The following is a 17,417-nucleotide window of genomic DNA, read 5'->3' as shown; positions in this document are numbered from 1 at the left end:
CAGCATCGTCGTCACTGCGGACTTCTTGTTTACCGGCAAAGCTTTGACGGCATATGGGTATGAATCCGGCTCCCGGCGCAAACAAACGGGGCGCCGGAATTAGCCCATCCGGTGCCGCCCGCGCCGGTGCGCGCACCGCTCGCCCGACCGCTCACCGACGCGATCGGACCGTCCGTCGCAGAGCGGCGCGCGCCCCCTGTCCCCCGGCGGAGCCCTGCGCTGCCATACGGCCATGACGGCCGTAACCACACTTCCCCGCGGGACGACGACCGCCGAGCACGAGCTCGCCGCACTCCAGCGCGAGCACGGCGGCCCCCTCTTCGCGTTGCTGCTGAGGCTGAGCGACGGAGACCGGCAGCGCGCCGAGGATCTGGTGCAGGAGACCCTGGTGCGCGCCTGGCAGCATCCGGAGGCCCTGCACGCGGCCGACTTCGACTCGGTCCGGCCCTGGCTGCTGACCGTGGCCCGCAGGCTCGCGATCGACGCGCGGCGGGCCCGCCAGGCGCGGCCTCCGGAGGTGGTCGACGAGGTGCCGGAGAACGCCCGGGTGACCGCCGACCACGCCGAGCGGGCCGCCGCGGCGCTGGACGTCCGGGAGGCTGTGAAGACACTCACCCCCGCCCACCGTGACGTGCTGATACTCGTGTACTTCCGCGGGGCCAGTGTGGCGGAGGCCGCGCGGACCCTGGGCATTCCACCCGGTACCGTGAAGTCCCGCGCGTACTACGCGCTGCGCGCCCTGCGCGGGGTCCTTCCGGGTTACGCGGCCGACCTGCGGTGAAACCGGCCGCCGGGTCAAACCTCGGCAAAGCCCCTTGCTGAGAACCCCGTTGGGGCAATCAGCTGTCCTCATCCGTGGTTCCGGACGGGGGGCCGGGCCCGTGGCCGGGCCCGGAGGTTCGGGCGAGGCGCACGCACCGGAGGAAGGCAGGAAGGGATGCCGCACAGAGGTCACGAGAGCACCGACGGCAGCGACGGCGTCGGCGGTGAACTGGCCGTCCCGATGGCCTGGTTGTACGCCGAGTACATCGCCGACGAGCTGCTGCGCACCGGCGATCTGATGCCGCCGACGTCGTTCGAGTTCCGGGCCGGGCGGGACGCCCTGGCGCTGACCGTCTTCCTCTCCGACACCGACGGCGAGCTCTCCGGCATCCGGGTGATCTCGCAACTGGAGAACTGGCTGGCGCTGACGGCGTACGACCAGCCGTGGCAGGAGTGGGTGGGCCTGCGGATGGCCGAGCTGGCCGCCGAGGAGTCCGCGGCCGCCGCGCCCTCACCCGACCTGGCGCTCGCCGCCGAGGCCTGGCGCTGGCTGGAGGAGACCGAACTGCTCGCGCCCGATCTGGACGCGGTGCCGGGCGGCGGCGCGGTGTCCGGCGAGGACGACGGACCCAAGGTGTGGACCCCCGCCTGGCGGCTCGGACTGCCCCTCGGCCATCTCGCCATCCACCTGTTCTGAGGCCCGGAGACCGCCCTGACCCTCTCGATGGCGAGTTCCTGAGGTTCTCTGGAAATCGCACCAATCCGCGGGGCGGGCCGCTCCGAATCTCTTGGTCACGATTCGGTGTGCGCCTTGAGTGATTCGGTTGTCGGGTGCGTACGGATGGGAGCACGGAGTAACCCCACCCGCACCCATCGGCACGAGGATTCGGCATGAGGTCCCTGGAAAGGCATCGCGACGTCGGCGCGTACGCGCTCGGCGTGCTGGAGGAGGCGGAGGCCTTCCGCTTCGAGGACCACCTCATGGAGTGCCCCCGGTGCGCGGCACAGGTGACCGAATTCGGTCCCGCCGCACGACAGTTGATGCTGTACCGCCGGGCCACGCCGCGCTTCGTCAGCCCCCTGGCCCAGCCCGGTCCCCGGCTGCTGGACCGGCTCCTGGGCGAACTGGCGCTCCGGCACCGCGCCCGGCGCCGGCACTTCCTCTACGGCCTGGCCGCCTCGGTGGTGCTGGCCGTGGCCGGACCGGGGGTCGTGCTGCACTCCGCGCACGGGGACCCGCCCTCCCGGGTGACCGCGGCGACCGATCCGGGCACCGGGGTGTGGGCGCAGGTGACCACGGAGGACGGGGACCTGGGCAGCCGGATGCGGCTGGACGTGAAGGACGGCTCGGGGCCGCACTCCTGCCGGCTCGTGGTCGTCGGCCGCGACGGCTCGGAGCAGACGGTCTCCGGCTGGACGGTGGGCGCCCACGACAGCGGGACGACCACGACCATGGCCGGCTCCTCGATGCATCCGGACCAGATCGCCCGCTACGACGTGCGCACCACGGACGGACAGCCGCTGGTGTCGCTCACGCCCCGCTAGCGGGGCGTCGCGGCGACCGGGCTTCCCCCTCGGCGGGCGGATCGCGTCATTTCAGCAGCCGGGAGAGTCTGCGGTCGGCCAGCGGCTTCCCACCGGTCTGGCAGGTGGGGCAGTACTGGAGCGAGGAGTCGCTGAAGGAGACCTCGCGAATGGTGTCGCCACAGACCGGACAGGGCTCACCGGCGCGGCCGTGGACCCGCAGACCGCTCTTCTTCTCCGCCTTCAGCCGTCCCGCGGCGAGGCCGCGTGAGCGCTCCACCGCCTCGGTGAGGGTGCCGCGCAGGGCCTCGTGGAGCCGCCCGGTCTCCTCCGGGGTCAGGGACGCGGCCAGCTTGAACGGGGACATCTTCGCGGCGTGCAGGATCTCGTCGCTGTAGGCGTTGCCGACGCCCGCGATCAGGGACTGGTCGCGCAGCGCGCCCTTGAGCTGCCGTCTCTCGTCCTTCAGCAGGGCGGCGAGGCGGTCCGCGTCGAAGTCCGCGGCGAGCGGGTCGGGACCGAGCCGGGCGACGCCCGGGACCTCCTCCGGATCGTGGACCACGTACACCGCGAGACGCTTCTGGGTGCCGGCCTCGGTGAGGTCGAAGCCCTCCCCCGTCTCCAGCGCGACGCGCAGCGCGAGCGGGCCCTTGCCGGGCCGCGGCGGACCGTCGGGCAGCCGGTCCCGCCACTGCAGCCAGCCCGCGCGGGCCAGGTGGGTCACCAGGTGCAGCCCGTCATCCGTCGCCAGGTCGAGGAACTTGCCGTGCCGCCGCACGGCGGTGACCTCGCTGTTCTCGATCGCGGTGACCGGGGGGTCGTACGTCTTCAGGACGCTGACGGCGACCGGCAGCACCCGCACCACCCGTCGGCCGACCAGGTGCTCGGTGAGGAAGTCCTTCAGCGCTTCTACCTCGGGCAGTTCCGGCATGGTTCCAGAGTGCCATCCTGCACCGGGGACGCCTCGCCGGTCACCCGGCCGGCCGCCGCGGTACCTGGAACTCGCTCCACACGGCCTTGCCGCCGCCGCGCGCCTCCACGCCCCACACGTCGGCGAGCAGGTCGACCAGGAGCAGCCCGCGGCCGGAGACGCCGTCCTCCCCCGCCTCACGGCGGCGCGGCAGGGCGCTGGAGGAGTCCTCGACCTCGACCCGCAGCCGCCGGTCACCGCCCTCCAGGACCCGCAGGGTGACGATGGCGGCGCCCTCGGTGTGCATCAGCGCGTTGGTGATGAGTTCGTCGGCGACCAGTTCGATCTCGTCGGCCCGGTCCCGGGCGCCCCAGCCGCGGACGGCGGCACGGATCAGGTGCCGGGCCTGGGTGAGCGCCTCGGGGTCGCCGGGCGCCACGTGCTGCTGGAACCGGCCGCCGGCCCGCGGGACCTCCAGGGTGCGGCGGCGCAGCAGGAGCAGCGCCACGTCGTCGTCGCCGCCGCGCTCCTCGGCCGCCTCTATCAGCCGGTTGGCCAGCGCGCGCACATCATCGGGGCCTTCGGCGATGAGGTCCGTCAGGGCGCGCACACCGTCGTCGAGGTCGGTGCCGGGCTGCTCGACGAGCCCGTCGGTGCACAGCAGGAGCGTGTCGCCGGGATCGAGTTCGAGGGTGGAGACGGGGTACTCCAGCCGGCCGAACTCGGCGGACAGCCCGAGCGGCAGCCCGCCCTCGACCGGGACACGGCGGCAGGTGCCGTCGGCGTACCGGACGAGCGGGTCGATGTGTCCGGCGCGGACCACCTGGACGACTCCGGTGGACAGGTCGGCCTCGGCGTACAGGCAGGTGGCGAAGCGGTCGGTGTCGAGTTCGCGCAGGAAGACGGAGGCGCGGGCCATGACGGTGGCCGGGGTGTGGCCCTCGGCGGCGTAGGCGCGCAGCACGATCCGGAGCTGGCCCATCACGGCGGCCGCGTGGGTGTCGTGGCCCTGGACGTCGCCGATGACCGCGCCGACCCGCCCTCCCCCGTAGGGGGTGCCCCCGGGCAGCGGGATCAGGTCGTACCAGTCGCCGCCGATGTCCCGCCCGAGGGTGCCGCCGACGGCCGCCGCGCGGTAGCGGACGGCGACGTCGGCACCGCGCACGCTGGGGATGGTGCGCGGCAGCATGGCCTGCTGCAGACCCTGGGCGAGGTCCTTCTCCTGCTCGTAGAGCATCGCCCGCTGCAGGCTCTGCGCGATGCTGCTGCCGAGGGCGACGAGTACGTTGCGCTCCTCGGGGGAGAACCCGCGCCGGTCGTCGTAGAGCAGGCCCATCGCGCCGATCGGGCGGGCCTGGGCGATCAGCGGCAGATAGGCGGCGGAGGTGATCCGCAGGTCGGTGATGTGCGACCACAGCAGCGGGAAGCGCTCGGCAAACTCCTGCGGTGACTCGATGAAGCACGGGCTGAGGGTCCGCACCGCCACGCTCATCGGATACGGCTCGTCTATATGGGTGACCCGGGTGCCGGGTACGAAGCTGCCCGCGGGGCCCTCGGCGACCAGCCGGATGCGGCCCGCCTCGACCAGGCCGAGGACCAGGCTCCTGGAGCCGAGCAGGGTCAGCCCGTGGGTGTCGGTGACGACGTCGATGACGTCCTGCACGGTGCGGGCGTGGGCGAGGGCGGCGGTGGCGATCTGGACGACGTTGGTCTGCTCGCGCCGCGCGGCGTCCAGGGCGGCGGCGTCCTGGCGGCTCGCGCTCTCGCTGAGCTCCTCGGTGGCGTCCCGGACGATCCCGATGATCCGGCGCGGCCGGCCGGTTTCGTCGCGCCGTATGTAGCCCTGGGTGTGGGTCCACCGCAGGCTGCCGTCGCGGCGGCGGACGCGGAAGTAGGCGCCGTAGTTCTCCCGGCCGTCCTTGATGGCCAGGGCCACCAGGGTGTCCAGGCGGTGCGCCTCGGCAGGGGGCACCCGCACGGAGAGGGTCTCGGGGTGGCCGTCGTATTCGTCGGGGCGCATGTCGAAGATCTCGTGCGCCTGGGCGTCCATGCTGAACAGACCGGTGTCCAGGTCCCAGTCGAAGCTGCCCATGTTGTTGAGCGCCAGGATCGGGTCCGGGTGGGCGGGCCAGTCCTCCGGGAGAGACAGGGCGCTCGCTCCCCGATCAGCCATGCGCCCACCTTGCCAGCATTCGCCCGATTCTTCGAGTGGGAGTCCGCCGGTCCCCCCATCTGTGCGTGTTACGCAGGCGGAGGCGTGCGGTACACGGTGTGACGGGTCCTTCCCGCGCCACTGGACACCCTCGTCGCGGTGGCCACGACCTGGCAGGAGCGCAGTTGTGGACTGGTTCACCGCACCCGACTACTGGCTGAGCAGGCTGGTCCTCCAGCGGGCCCTGGCCGGTGTGTACCTCGTCGCGTTCCTGGTGGCCGCGCTGCAGTTCCGGGCCCTGCTGGGAGAGCGCGGCATGCTGCCGATCCCCCGTTTCACCGCGCGGGTGCCCTTCAGGCGGGCGCCCAGCCTGTTCCACCTGCACTACTCGGACCGCTTCTTCGCGGCCGTCGCATGGGCGGGCTGCGCGGTGTCGGCGGCCCTGCTCGCCGGGGTGGACTCGGCTCTGCCGCTGTGGGGCGGCATCCTGCTGTGGCTGGTGCCTTGGGCGCTGTACCTGTCGGTCGTCAACGTGGGGCAGACCTGGTACTCGTTCGGCTGGGAGTCGCTGCTCCTGGAGACCGGCTTCCTCGCCGCCTTCCTCGGCAACGACGAGGTCGCGCCACCCGTGGTCGTGCTGTTCCTGCTGCGCTGGATCCTGTTCCGGGTCGAGTTCGGGGCCGGGCTGATCAAGCTCCGGGGCGACGCGTGCTGGCGCAAGCTGACCTGTCTGGACTACCACCACGAGACCCAGCCGATGCCGGGCCCGCTGAGCTGGTTCTTCCACCATCTGCCGAAGCCGCTGCACCGGGTGGAGGTGGCCGCCAACCACCTCACCCAGCTCGTGGTGCCCTTCCTGCTCTTCACCCCACAGCCGGTCGCCTCGGCCGCCGCCGCGCTGATGATCGTCACCCAGCTCTGGCTGGTGCTGTCCGGGAACTTCTCCTGGCTGAACTGGATCACCGTCGTCCTGGCGCTGTCCGCGCTGCGGCTGCCCACGGCGGCGCCGTCCGTGCCCCCGGCCCCGCTCTGGTACGAGGTCGTGGTGTCGGCCGTCGCGGCGCTGCTGCTGTTCCTCAGCTACCACCCGGTGATGAACATGGTCTCCCGGCGCCAGGTCATGAACCGGTCCTTCGACCCGCTGCACCTGGTGAACACCTACGGAGCGTTCGGCAGCGTCAGCCGGGTCCGGTACGAGGTGGTGATCGAGGGCACGCTGGACGACGCGCCGAGGAAGGACTCGCGGTGGCTGGAGTACGAGTTCAGGGGCAAGCCCGGCGACCCACGGCACTGGCCGCGCCTCTTCGCGCCCTACCATCTGCGCCTGGACTGGCTGATGTGGTTCGCCGCGCTGTCCCCGGGCTACGCCGGCGACTGGTTCGGCCGGCTGGTGGAGCGGCTGCTGGAGAACGACCGGGACACCCTGCGGCTGCTGCGCCGCTCCCCGTTCCCCCGGGACGCCCCGCCCCGTTTCGTCCGGGCCCGCCTCTTCCGCTACCGCTACACCACCTGGCGGGAGCTCCGGACGACCGGGGCGTGCTGGGAGCGGACGTTCGTACGGGAGTACCTGCCGCCGACGCGGCTCGCGGGGGCGGCTCACGGGTCCCGGCGGTGACTCAGAGGCCGTGGACACGGCGGGGCGGTGCCCTCGTACGGGACCGTGCGCCCCGTCGGGGCGGGTTCCCGGATCCGGTCCTGGTCGCGGACGGACTGGTCCCGGACGTGATGGTGGGCGTCGACGGTCACAGGGGCTCGGGGGACGACCGGCCCGTTGGCCCGGGCGGCGACGGGGCCGGCGGCTCGCCCGGGGGCAGCAGGCCGGTGTCCCTCAGTTCCCGCCAGAAGGCGTCCGGGACCGGTGTCGCGAACCGCTCGGCGCAGTCGTGGAGTTCGGCGGCCGACCGGGCGCCGGCCAGGACGCAGGCGACGGCCGGGTGCGCGGCGCAGAAGGCGAGCGCGGCGCCGCGCAGGGTGGTGCCGTGCCGTTCGGCCACGGCCGCCAGCCGCACGGCGCGGTCCACCAGTTCCCGCGGCGCACGGGTGTAGTCGTACGTCGACCGAGGCGCCGGGTCGGCGAGCAGGCCCGAGTTGAAGGCGCCGCCGACGACGACCGACACGCCTCGCGCGGCGGCCTCGGGCAGCAGCGCGGTCGCCGCGCTCTGGTCGAGCAGGGTGTACCGGCCGGCGCAGAGCACGACGTCGACGTCGGTGTCCCGGACGAACCGGGTGAGCATCTCCGCCTGGTTCATGCCCGCGCCGATCGCCCCGACGACACCCTCCGAGCGGAGCCTTTCCAGCGCCGGATAGCCCTCCCGGAAGGCCTGCTCGGCGTGGTCGTCGGGGTCGTGCAGGTAGACGACGTCCACCCGGTCAAGGCCGAGGCGCCGCAGGCTCGACTCGAGGGTGCGGCGCACTCCGTCGGCACTGAAGTCCCAGACCCGGCGGTGGGCGGCCGCGACGGCGAAGCCGTGGGCCAGGTCGTCCCCGGCGCCGTCGGCGCCCTCCAGGCGGCGGCCGACCTTGGTGGAGACCGTGTACGCGGCGCGGTCGTGATCCCGCAGGGCCGCGCCCAGCCGGCGTTCGGACAGGCCGAGACCGTAGTGGGGCGCGGTGTCGAAGTAGCGGATTCCGCGCTCCCAGGCGGCTTCGACGGCGGCGTGGGCCCGCTCGTCGTCGACCGGGGCGTAGAGATTGCCGAGGGCAGCGGCGCCGAAGCCAAGTGGGGTGACCTCGACGCCGCTGCGGCCCAGGGGGGTCACCGGCCGGCCGCCGGGCGTGGCCTGACACCCCGCAGTCCGCCGTCGACGGCGAGCGCCGTCCGGCTCGCGCGAGGCGGGAGAACGGATGGTGTCGACCGCTGAGACGCGCGCGGGGCCTCGGACACTGAAGTCCTTTCCGTCATGGGGCGGATGCTCCGACATTTATCAGACCTCTCCGGAACCGGAACACCCTCAGGGCCCCGATGTCCACACTCACCGCGCACCATGGTCCGACCACCGTGCTGGCTAGACTGCGACGCACCAGCGACGGGAGATCGGTGTGGACGAGTCGGCGCCGCGGAAGGGCACGGTGACCCAGCGCGCCATCGAGCGGATCAAGGTGATGATCACCGAGGGCTCGCTGGAGCCGGGCCAGCGGCTGCCCACCGAGCGCGAGCTCGCGGCTCAACTGGGCATCTCCCGCAGCTCGATGCGCGAGGCGATACGCGCGCTGACGGTCATGGGCGTGCTGGAGGCCCGGCACGGCAGCGGCATCTACGTCACCGCACTGGAGGCCCGCGATCTGCTGGAGACCTTCGGCGTGGTCGCCGACCTGTCCCGCGGGCCGCGGCTGGTGGAACTGCTGGAGGTGCGCCGGATCCTGGAGTCGGCGGCGGCCGCGCTCGCCACCGCCCGCCTCACCGACGGACAACTGGACTCTCTGGAAGCCCACTTGACGGCGATGAACGGCACCGACGACCCCGAGGAGATCCTCGCCCACGACCTGGCCTTCCACCGCGAGATCGCGACGGCGGCGGGCAACGAGACGATGGCCGCCATCCTGGAGGGCCTGTCCTCCCACACCTTCCGGGCCCGCGCCCGGCGTGGCTACCAGGAGGGCGGCGCCATCGTCCGCACCCGCCGTGAACACGCGGCCATCCACCGCGCCCTCGCCGCCCGCGACCCGGAGGCGGCCCGCGCGGCGGCGGCCGCGCACGTGGGCGAGGTCGAGGAGTGGCTGCGGGCCCGGCTCGACCCCTGAGCCGGAGCACCGCAGCCGAACCGCCTGCGGACCGCGTGCGAACCGCCCCCCCCGGCCGGTGACCCGAGGGGCCTGGTCAGCGCCTGCTGAGCCGCAGGGTCATCAGCTCGAACGGCCGCAGCCGCACGGTGATCCGGTGGCCGTCCCGGTCCGGGGCGGGACTCTCGGGGGCCGGGCGTTCCAGGAGGTCCGTCGCCGTGACGCCGGTGACCTCGAAGCCGGCCGTGAGGGTGGCGCGGGCCCGGCCTCCGTGGGCCTCGTGGAAGCGGACCACGACATCGCCGCTGCCGTCGTCGGCCAGCTTCACGGCGGTGACCACGACCGCGTCGTCGTCCACCGTGACCAGCGGGGCGACCTCGTGGGCGCCGGTGACGCGCCGCTCCGGCAGGTTGATCCGCCAGCCCTCGCGGACCGCGTCCGCGATCCCGGCGCCGGGGATCAGGGCGTGCCGGAAGCGGTGGAGGCCCTGGTCGGTCTCGGGGTCGGGGAAGCGCGGGGCCCGCAGGAGGGAGGCGCGGACCGTGGTCGTCGTACCGCGGTCGCCGTCGGTGCGGACCGTGCGGGTCACGTCGTGGCCGTACGTGGAGTCGTTCACCAGCGCCACGCCCCAGCCGGGTTCCTCCAGGTGGACGAAGCGGTGGTTGCAGGCCTCGAACTTGGCCGCCTCCCATGAGGTGTTGGTGTGGGTGGGCCGGTGGACGTGCCCGAACTGCGTCTCGGACGCGTACCGTTCGGCGTGCAGGTCGAGCGGGAAGGCCAGCTTCAGGAACTTCTCCGTCTCGTGCCAGTCGACCTCGGTATCGATCAGCAGCCGCCGCTCCCCCGGCGGCAGCGACAGCACCTGGGTTACCCGCGAGGCGCCGAAGGACCGTACGACCCGCACCGAGGCGGCGTCCCCGCCTGCCGTCACCGAGTCGGCGTCCGTGAGGTCCGTGACGGTGTTCCGGTAGAACTCGTCGACGTCCCAGGCATCCCACATGTTCGGGAAGTCGGGGTGGAGCTGGAGCAGGTTCGCCGCGCGGCCGGGGGCGACGGCCTCGCGGTCGGCCTCGATATCGTACGCGGAGACGACCAGGCCGCGGGCGTCGATCGCGATCCGCAGCAGGCCGTTGTCGAGCACGTGCCCGCCGTCCGGGCTCGGCACGAGCGTCGTGGCACCCTCCGTCCGGGCGACCGCCGAGCCCGCGGCCGGGACGCCGGCGCGGGCGTGCGGGGCGGCGTTGAACACCAGGGGCGTCGTCCCCTCGCCCGCCAGCGCGTGCTGCGCGGCCTCGATGATCCCGGTCAGCTCGGTGGCGACCCGCTCGTACGTCGCCCGGGCCTCGCGGTGCACCCAGGCGATGGAGGAGCCCGGGAGGATGTCGTGGAACTGGTGCAGCAGGACCGTCTTCCAGAGCCGGTCCAGCTCCTCGTACGGATAGGGGAACCCGGCGCGGACCGCCGCGGTGGCCGCCCACAGTTCGGCCTCGCGCAGCAGGTGCTCACTGCGGCGGTTGCCCTGTTTGGTCATGGCCTGGCTGGTGAGGGTGGCGCGGTGCAGTTCGAGGTAGAGCTCGCCGACCCAGACGGGCGCTTCGGGGTACTCGGCCTCGGCCTTCTCGAAGAACGCCCGGGGCGTCTCCCAGACGACGGTCGCGGAGCCCTCCAGGTCGCGCAGCCGCGCCGCCTTGGCGACCATCTCGCGGGTGGTGCCGCCGCCTCCGTCGCCCCAGCCGGTGGGCGCCAGGGAGTGCCTGGCCCTGCCCTTCTCCTTGAAGTTCCGTGCCGCGTGGGCGATCTCGCGGCCCCGCATGGAGCAGTTGTAGGTGTCGACCGGCGGGAAGTGCGTGAAGATCCTGGTGCCGTCGATGCCCTCCCACTGGAAGGTGTGGTGCGGGAACGTGTTCGTCCGCGACCAGGAGATCTTCTGGGTCAGCAGCCACTTGGACCCGGCCGCCCGGATGATCTGCGGGAGCCCGGCGGCGAAGCCGAAGGTGTCGGGCAGCCAGGCCTCCTCGTTCTCGATGCCGAACTCGTCGAGGAAGAACCGCTTGCCGTGCACGAACTGCCGGGCCATCGCCTCCGATCCGGGCATGTTGGTGTCCGACTCGACCCACATCCCGCCGGCCGGCACGAACCGCCCCTCCGCCACGGCCTTGCGCACCCGCGCCCACACCTCGGGCCGGTGCTCCTTCACCCACGCCCACTGCTGGGCCTGGGACATGGCGAAGACGAACTCCGGCTCGTCCTCGATCAGCGCGGTCATGTTGGCGGTGGTACGGGCCACCTTGCGCACGGTCTCCCGAAGCGGCCACAGCCACGCCGAGTCGATGTGCGCGTGCCCGACGGCGCTGATCCGGTGGGCGGAGGGCACGGCCGGGGCGGCCAGCACCCCGGCGAGCCGGGCTCGCGCGCGCTCCGCGGTGCCGTTCACGTCCTGGAGGTCGAGCAGGTCCAGGGCCCCGTCGACGGCGCGCAGGATGTCGTGCCGGCGGGCGGAGTCCACGGGCAGCTCGGCCATCAGCTCGCCCAGCACCTCCAGGTCCAGCACCAGCCGCCACACGGTCTCGTCGAACACGGCGAGGTCCATGCGGGTGAGCGTGTACTGCGGCTCGTGCCCGGCGGTGTCCTTGTCGCCGAGCCGGGTGGGCCGGAAGGGGTGGTAGTCGAGGATGACCGGGTTGGAGGCGGCCTCGATGTGCAGGCACACCTCCTCCCCGCCTTCTGCCGGGGCGCCGATCCGCACCCACTGGTTGCGCGGGTTGAGGCCCTTCACCGGGGTGCCGTCGGGCCGGTAGACCAGGCCCTCGCACTGGAAGCCGGGCATGTTCTCGTCGAAGCCGAGGTCGAGCAGGGCCTCGACGGTCCGGCCCGCCCAGGCCCCGGGTACGGTCCCGGTCACCCGGAACCAGCTCGTGCCCCAGGGCGCGCCCCACCGGGCGCCCACCTCGATCGGCTCGGGCTCGGCCGCGAGCCCCTGCGCGACCGGCACGGGCTCACCGGGCGCGTGCCAGACGGCGACCCGCAGCGGCACGGACTCGGGGTACACGGCGGGGCGGACGCGTTCGTCGAGGACGCGCCGGAGACGGGCTTCGACCAGGCTGCGGTCGTCATGCATGCGGGGTGCTCCCTGCTGGGTTCCGGGTGAGGGACACGGGCGGGTCACCAGGGGTGGGTGACGGTAACGGGGGCCGAGGCGTTGTACAGCTCCCCCACCGCCCGCAGTTCGAATCGTGCGGCCGTCTCTCCCGGCTCGGGCAGCAGGCCGGTGACGAAGTGGGCGCGCTGGCAGGTTCCGCCGAGGAAGCGGCGGGTGCCGTCGGGCAGGAGGCGGTGCAGTTCGTAGTGGCGGACGGGGACCCGGTGGGGGGCGGCGTTCCACGCGAAGCGCAGGTCGCCTCCGGTGGCGGCGGTGATCCGCAGGCCGGCGGGTGCGGCGGGGGCCTCGGTGGTGTCGCGGACGGCGATGCGGCCGAGCCGCCAGCGCACGGGGCCGCCGCCGGGTGCGGTCAGGCGCACTCCGAGGGCGTGGACCGTGCCGGAAAGCCCGGTGAGCCGCACGGTCGAGGTCTGCCAGGTGTCGGCCGCGTCGGCCGGGTCCGCGGCGTCGGCCGGATTGACCCGGTTCACAGGCTTCACCGGATTCACAGGCAGATAGGTGTACGGCGGTGGCGTACCGGGGCCGTCCGGTTCCGCCGTGGCGACGGCCAGCTCGACGTTCACACCTCCAGCGTCGGCCCGGTGTGTCAGCTCGACAACCGTGCCGCCGGTGATCGGCAGCCGGGTCGCGTACACGTCCAGCACCGCCGGCGCGTCGAACTCGCCCGCGACCAGCACGCTGCTGCCGCCACGCCACGCGTCGCCGAAGTCGAGGGTGACCTCCGGGCGCCGCCCCTGCGTCCGCACCACCCACCGTCGCGACGGCAGCCGGTCCTGCAGCCCGAGGTGGTTCCAGGGCGCGTCCGAGGTGACGGCTCCCTCCTGGTACCAGCGCAGCCCGTGCCCGGTGTTGAACACGCTTGCGAACGGCACCGAGGTCACCGTCGACCGGTCCGCCACCGAGACGGCCGGCGCCCGCCAGGGATCGGTGCCGTCCGGCCGCGCGGGGTCCAGTGACCGCCCGGTCCAGAACCGGTCGTCCGCCGCGTGGAAGTCCTCGGGGGCCCGCCGGTCGGCGGGCAGGTGGTTGCGGGTCCACTCGGGCCGGTAGAAGCCGATCGAGGTGGTGTGCGCCTTCGTCGCCGGCACGATCGCATCCCAGTTCACCGACGATTCCGACCCGTTCGACTCGACGTCGACGCCGGCCCACAGCTCGTACGGATCACGGCCCAGTCGCCCGGCCCTGGTGGCCGAGGCGGCCAGACCGCCCGCGCTCCAGCGGAAGTCGACGAACATGTCGTCGGCGGCCTGGAAGAAGGCCTGGTTCCGGTCGTTCAGCGCACCCTGCCAGCTGACCGTCCCGTCCACGGTCATCGCGTCGTACCAGGTAACCCGCTGCCCCTTCGCGGCCGCGAGCGCCTTCAGCTCGGTCACGAAGTCCAACGTCGCGGTGCCGAGGGCGGTGTTCCCGCCGCCCGTCTCGGCGTTCAGGAACCAGCCGTCGAAGCCGTACGCGGACGCCACCGCGACCAGTTGCGCGGCGAGCGGATGGCGTCCCGAGGCGTCCTTCTGGACCAGGTCGCGGGTCCAGCGGAGCTGCCCGCCGTAGGCGGTGGGGGGCAGGAAGACGTTGCCGAGGACGGGCACGCCGTGCCGGTGGGCGGCGTCCACGACCGGCGCGTTCGGCGCCAGGATCAGGCCCTCCCCCGCCGAGCCGCCCCAGAACACCAGCTCGTCCAGATAGGCCCAGTGGGTGAGGGCGTAGTAGTCGGCGGTGGGTGATCCCTGGGAGGGGTTGGCGGAGGTGGGCCCGAAGGAGACCAGGGCCTGGACGCGGGCCTGGCCGGAGCGGGCGGTGGTGTTGGCCGGGGTCGGCGTGAAGCGGGCGGCGAGCGGCACGGACGCCGCGTTGAAGGCGAGGTCGGGGTCGTCGGCGGCGCTCCAGGCCTTCAGGCTGCGCCAGGTGACGCCGCTGCCCGGGCTGCCGGCGGGCAGGGAGTCCGGGTACCAGTAGGAGGCGTACGGCGCGGTGGCGGCCCTGGTTCCCCGGGCGGCGAGGGCGGGGGCGGCCGGGAGCAGGGCCGCGGCGGCGCCGGCGATCAGGACGGTGCGTCTGGTGGGGTTCACGAGCAAGTGCCTCCTTGTGGGGTGGGGAGTACCTGGCCGGGAGTGACGACTTCGGTGATGCCGCGCGCGGCGAGGTGGTCCTTGTCGTCCGCGCGGGTGTCGAGGACGGTGGTGGGGCGGGCCCCGTCGGAGACGAGCCGGAAGAAGGCGTCGAAGACGGGGCCGCCGGGAGCGCATCGGGAGCGGCGGCCGGGGTCGGCGGGTACGACGAGGGCCGTGCTGCGCACCACCGGGTCGGTGCGGGGCCCGCGGGCGGCTCCGGCGAGCACGCGGGCGATGTCCTTGGGCCTGCGGTCGTTGGTGAACAGGCCCAGCCCGTACTCGAGTTCGGGGAAATCGGCGAGGTCGCGCGAGACGTCGTACGAGCACCACCAGGTGATGCCCCACAGGTCCGGGCAGTCCAGTGCGCCGGCCACGGTCGCCTCGGTGAAGGCGGCGGCGTGCTCGGCGGGCACCAGGGGCGCGGGCGCCCCGACCTCCTGCAGCCAGACCGGCCGGTGCGGCTCCTCGGCCCAGGCCTTGCTCAGCTCGACCAGGTAGGCGGCGTGGTGCTCGGCGGGTACGGAGGTGCGGCCGTGGCGTTGTGCGGTGCCGTTGAACACCCAGGAGTGGACGGCGGTGACGGCTCCGAGCCGGGCCGAGTGCCCGGGCGTGAAGGGCTGGTCGTCCTGGTACCAGGCGGCGTCGTACGAGGCGTGCAGATGGAGCCGGTCCGGGGCGCCCTCGGCGCAGGCGGCGAGCAGCGTGCCCAGCCACCGTTCGGCCTCCTCCGGAGTGATCCGGTCGGGGTCGGGGTGGGGCCCGGCGGCGAACTGGTTGACCTCGTTGCCGATGGTCATGCCGATGAAGTTGGGCCGGCCGGCCAGGGCGGTGGCGAGGGTGCGCAGGTAGTCGGCCTGGCCGTCGACGACGTCCGGGTCGGTGAAGAGGTTGCGCCGGTGCCAGGTGCGGGTCCAGGCGGGCAGGAAGTCGAAGCTGCTCAAGTGGCCTTGCAGGCCGTCCACATTGACGTCCAGGCCGCGTTCGGCGGCGGCGTCGGCGAGCGCCACGAGTTGCGCCACGGCACGGGGGCGGATCAGGGTGCGGTTGGGCTGGAAGTAGGGCCACAGCGGGAAGACGCGGATGTGGTCGAGGCCGAGGGCGGCGATCGCGTCCAGGTCGGCGCGCACGGCGTCCAGGTCGAAGTCGAGCCAGTGGTGGAACCACCCTTCGCTCGGGGTGTAGTTGACGCCGAAGCGCACGGCAGGGGGCATGCGGTGTCCTTGCTGTGGAGTAAGGGGGCCGGTGGCCCTTCGGCGGTGCGGTCAGCCCTTGACGGCGCCCTCGCCGACCCCGCGGAAGAAGTACCGCTGGAGGCAGGCGAAGAGCGCGATGAGCGGGGCCACGGCGATGACGGTGCCGGCGGCGACCAGCCGTTCGTCGTTCGCGAAGGTGCCGTGCAGGTAGTTGAGGCCGATGGTCAGGGTGAACTTGTCGGGGTCGCTGAGCACGACGAGCGGCCACAGGAAGTCGTCCCAGGCGCCCATGAAGGCGAAGATCGCGACGACGGCGAGGGTGCCCTTCACCGCCGGCAGCGCGATGCGCCAGAACCGCTGCCAGACGTTGGCGCCGTCGACGTAGGCGGCCTCCTCGATCTCGTACGGCAGGTTGCGGAAGGCGTTGCGCATCAGCAGCACGTTCATCGCCGCGACCGAACCGGGCAGCACGACGCCGATGAGCGTGTTGTTCAGGCCGAGTTCCCGCATGGTGGTGAACTGGGCGATGATGACGCCCTCCACGGGCACCAGCATCGCCAGCACGAAGACCAGGGTCGCCGCCTTACGGCCGCGGTAGCGCAGGCGGGCCAGGGCGTATCCGGCGAGGGCCGAACCGGCGCAGTTGGTCACGACGCTCGCGGCGGCGACCTTGAGCGAGTTGAGGGCGTAGTCCCAGACGGGGATGGTGTGCGCGACCCGCGTGTAGTTGTGCAGGGTGGGACGGCCGGGCAGGAACTTCGGCGGGGAGCTGAAGATGTCCTCGGTGGGGCCCTTGAGGGACGTGGAGAGCTGCCACAGGAAGGGTCCGACGGTGAGGGCGAGGACGACGAGCAGCAGCACGTAGCGCAGGACCAGTTCGGCGGGCCGTATCCGGCGGCCGTGCTCGTCGGTGATCCTGGGTGCCCGGGTGGGGGCGGGCCCGGCCGGGCCCGCCGTGCGGTGTGTGCGCGCCGTCTTCTCCAGGACGCTCACGTCTCCTCCCTCCGGTCGGCGCGCAGTACGAGGAGCATCAGCGCGACGGCGACGGCGAACACCACGACGGAGAGGGCGGAGGCGTAGCCGACCCGGCCGGTCAGCCCGGTGCCGGTGCGCTGGACGAGCATGACGAGGGTGGTGTCCTCGCCGGCCGGGCCGCCGTTGGGACCGGCCATCAGATACACCTCGGAGAACACCTTGAAGGCGGCGACCGAGGACAGCGCGGCGACCAGCACCATGGTGGAACGCACGGCGGGAACGGTGACGTCGAGGAAGCGGCGCACCGCTCCCGCGCCGTCCACGGCGGCGGCCTCGTGCAGTTCGCGCGGGACGTCGGCGAGCGCCGCCAGATAAATGATCATGTAGTAGCCGAGGCCCTTCCACACCGTCACCGCCATGGCGCTGAGCAGGAGGAGCCACTGGTCGCTGAGGAAGCCGACCCGACCGATGCCGACCGTCTCCAGCAGGGAGTTGACCAGACCGCGCTCGTCCAGCAGCCACACCCAGATCAGCCCGACGACCACGATGGAGGCGACCACCGGGGTGTAGAAGGCGGACCGGAAGAAGGTGATGCCGGGGATGCTGCGCTGCACCAGCAGCGCGAGCAGCAGCGGCAGGACCACCAGGGCGGGTACGACACCGGCGATGTACAGGACGCTGTTGCGCAGCCCGGTCCAGAACATGTCGTCGTGGAGGAGCTCGCGGTAGTTGGCGAGGCCCACGAAGCGCCCGGGGATCAGGGTGCGGCGGTCGGTGAAGGAGTTCACGACGGTCGACACGAACGGATGGAGCACGAAGGCGCCGGCGATCAGCAGCCCGGGGGCGGCGAACAGCCAGGGACTGCTGGGAAGCTGGCGCCGTATCCGGGAGGTGGTGGTGGGCGTGGCCATGC

General features: G+C 72.8%; 13 protein-coding genes. 5 read left to right on the top strand and 8 right to left on the bottom strand.

The window, feature by feature from the left end; all coding sequences use genetic code 11:
• The first annotated feature begins 232 nt into the window (after positions 1 to 232).
• The 3 genes from ACZ6B1_RS02790 to ACZ6B1_RS02780 all read left to right on the top strand — a co-directional run bounded on the left by ACZ6B1_RS02790 (position 233) and on the right by ACZ6B1_RS02780 (position 2,307).
• Positions 233 to 781 carry a sigma-70 family RNA polymerase sigma factor gene (locus tag ACZ6B1_RS02790; RefSeq protein WP_468774311.1) on the top strand — a complete coding sequence of 183 codons (549 nt, stop codon included), beginning with the start codon at positions 233 to 235 and terminating at the stop codon, positions 779 to 781.
• A gap of 156 nt (positions 782 to 937) precedes the next feature.
• Positions 938 to 1,459 carry a hypothetical protein gene (locus ACZ6B1_RS02785; RefSeq protein WP_468774309.1) on the top strand — a complete coding sequence of 174 codons (522 nt, stop codon included), beginning with the start codon at positions 938 to 940 and terminating at the stop codon, positions 1,457 to 1,459.
• 194 nt (positions 1,460 to 1,653) lie between these two features.
• Positions 1,654 to 2,307, top strand: a complete 654-nt coding sequence (locus ACZ6B1_RS02780; RefSeq protein ID WP_468774307.1) for a zf-HC2 domain-containing protein — start codon at positions 1,654 to 1,656, stop codon at positions 2,305 to 2,307.
• A gap of 46 nt (positions 2,308 to 2,353) precedes the next feature.
• On the opposite strand, the gene ACZ6B1_RS02775 is transcribed toward ACZ6B1_RS02780, so the two are convergent.
• A complete protein-coding gene (locus ACZ6B1_RS02775; protein WP_468774306.1) occupies positions 2,354 to 3,217 on the bottom strand; it encodes an Fpg/Nei family DNA glycosylase in 864 nt (287 codons plus the stop codon).
• 40 nt (positions 3,218 to 3,257) lie between these two features.
• Positions 3,258 to 5,369: a SpoIIE family protein phosphatase gene (locus tag ACZ6B1_RS02770; RefSeq protein ID WP_468774304.1), complete on the bottom strand. Its 2,112-nt coding sequence runs from the start codon at positions 5,367 to 5,369 to the stop codon at positions 3,258 to 3,260.
• 166 nt (positions 5,370 to 5,535) lie between these two features.
• On the opposite strand from ACZ6B1_RS02770, the gene ACZ6B1_RS02765 reads away from it, so the two are divergent.
• Complete coding sequence (locus ACZ6B1_RS02765; protein ID WP_468774302.1) at positions 5,536 to 6,963, top strand: lipase maturation factor family protein; 1,428 nt, start codon at positions 5,536 to 5,538, stop codon at positions 6,961 to 6,963.
• 127 nt (positions 6,964 to 7,090) lie between these two features.
• On the opposite strand, the gene ACZ6B1_RS02760 is transcribed toward ACZ6B1_RS02765, so the two are convergent.
• Entirely contained in the window at positions 7,091 to 8,107 is a 1,017-nt protein-coding gene (locus ACZ6B1_RS02760; protein WP_468774300.1) for an aldo/keto reductase, read from the bottom strand.
• A 280-nt stretch (positions 8,108 to 8,387) separates the two neighbouring features.
• On the opposite strand from ACZ6B1_RS02760, the gene ACZ6B1_RS02755 reads away from it, so the two are divergent.
• Positions 8,388 to 9,089, top strand: a complete 702-nt coding sequence (locus tag ACZ6B1_RS02755) for a FadR/GntR family transcriptional regulator (protein ID WP_468774298.1) — start codon at positions 8,388 to 8,390, stop codon at positions 9,087 to 9,089.
• 76 nt (positions 9,090 to 9,165) lie between these two features.
• Here the strand turns inward: ACZ6B1_RS02755 and ACZ6B1_RS02750 are convergent, their stop codons facing one another.
• The 5 genes from ACZ6B1_RS02750 to ACZ6B1_RS02730 are packed head-to-tail and all read right to left on the bottom strand — an operon-like array spanning position 9,166 to position 17,415.
• A complete protein-coding gene (locus ACZ6B1_RS02750) occupies positions 9,166 to 12,186 on the bottom strand; it encodes an alpha-mannosidase (protein ID WP_468774296.1) in 3,021 nt (1,006 codons plus the stop codon).
• 44 nt (positions 12,187 to 12,230) lie between these two features.
• The gene (locus tag ACZ6B1_RS02745) at positions 12,231 to 14,294 is read right to left on the bottom strand and encodes an endo-beta-N-acetylglucosaminidase (RefSeq protein ID WP_468774294.1); all 2,064 of its coding nucleotides are present in this window, start codon (positions 14,292 to 14,294) and stop codon (positions 12,231 to 12,233) included.
• The gene (locus ACZ6B1_RS02740; RefSeq protein WP_468774292.1) at positions 14,291 to 15,547 is read right to left on the bottom strand and encodes a glycoside hydrolase 5 family protein; all 1,257 of its coding nucleotides are present in this window, start codon (positions 15,545 to 15,547) and stop codon (positions 14,291 to 14,293) included. Before ACZ6B1_RS02740 ends, ACZ6B1_RS02745 begins: the two co-directional genes overlap by 4 nt.
• 51 nt (positions 15,548 to 15,598) lie before the next feature.
• Complete coding sequence (locus tag ACZ6B1_RS02735; RefSeq protein WP_468774290.1) at positions 15,599 to 16,522, bottom strand: carbohydrate ABC transporter permease; 924 nt, start codon at positions 16,520 to 16,522, stop codon at positions 15,599 to 15,601.
• Positions 16,519 to 17,415 carry a carbohydrate ABC transporter permease gene (locus ACZ6B1_RS02730; RefSeq protein ID WP_468774289.1) on the bottom strand — a complete coding sequence of 299 codons (897 nt, stop codon included), beginning with the start codon at positions 17,413 to 17,415 and terminating at the stop codon, positions 16,519 to 16,521. Before ACZ6B1_RS02730 ends, ACZ6B1_RS02735 begins: the two co-directional genes overlap by 4 nt.
• Between the last annotated feature and the right edge of the window lie 2 nt (positions 17,416 to 17,417).

The organism is Streptomyces sp. NPDC041129, assembly GCF_055592265.1.
The sequence above is the reverse complement of the archived record's forward strand: the minus strand, read 5'-3'. Positions and strand labels throughout refer to the sequence as shown.

What these genes read in the sequence shown, in the direction of transcription:
- ACZ6B1_RS02785 (WP_468774309.1), top strand. Translation starts at nt 938, where the DNA reads ATGCCGCACAGAGGTCACGAGAGCACCGACGGCAGCGACGGCGTCGGC.
- ACZ6B1_RS02775 (WP_468774306.1), bottom strand. Translation starts at nt 3,217, where the DNA reads ATGCCGGAACTGCCCGAGGTAGAAGCGCTGAAGGACTTCCTCACCGAG.
- ACZ6B1_RS02750 (WP_468774296.1), bottom strand. Translation starts at nt 12,186, where the DNA reads ATGCATGACGACCGCAGCCTGGTCGAAGCCCGTCTCCGGCGCGTCCTC.
- ACZ6B1_RS02780 (WP_468774307.1), top strand. Translation starts at nt 1,654, where the DNA reads ATGAGGTCCCTGGAAAGGCATCGCGACGTCGGCGCGTACGCGCTCGGC.
- ACZ6B1_RS02770 (WP_468774304.1), bottom strand. Translation starts at nt 5,369, where the DNA reads ATGGCTGATCGGGGAGCGAGCGCCCTGTCTCTCCCGGAGGACTGGCCC.
- ACZ6B1_RS02730 (WP_468774289.1), bottom strand. Translation starts at nt 17,415, where the DNA reads ATGGCCACGCCCACCACCACCTCCCGGATACGGCGCCAGCTTCCCAGC.
- ACZ6B1_RS02790 (WP_468774311.1), top strand. Translation starts at nt 233, where the DNA reads ATGACGGCCGTAACCACACTTCCCCGCGGGACGACGACCGCCGAGCAC.
- ACZ6B1_RS02740 (WP_468774292.1), bottom strand. Translation starts at nt 15,547, where the DNA reads ATGCCCCCTGCCGTGCGCTTCGGCGTCAACTACACCCCGAGCGAAGGG.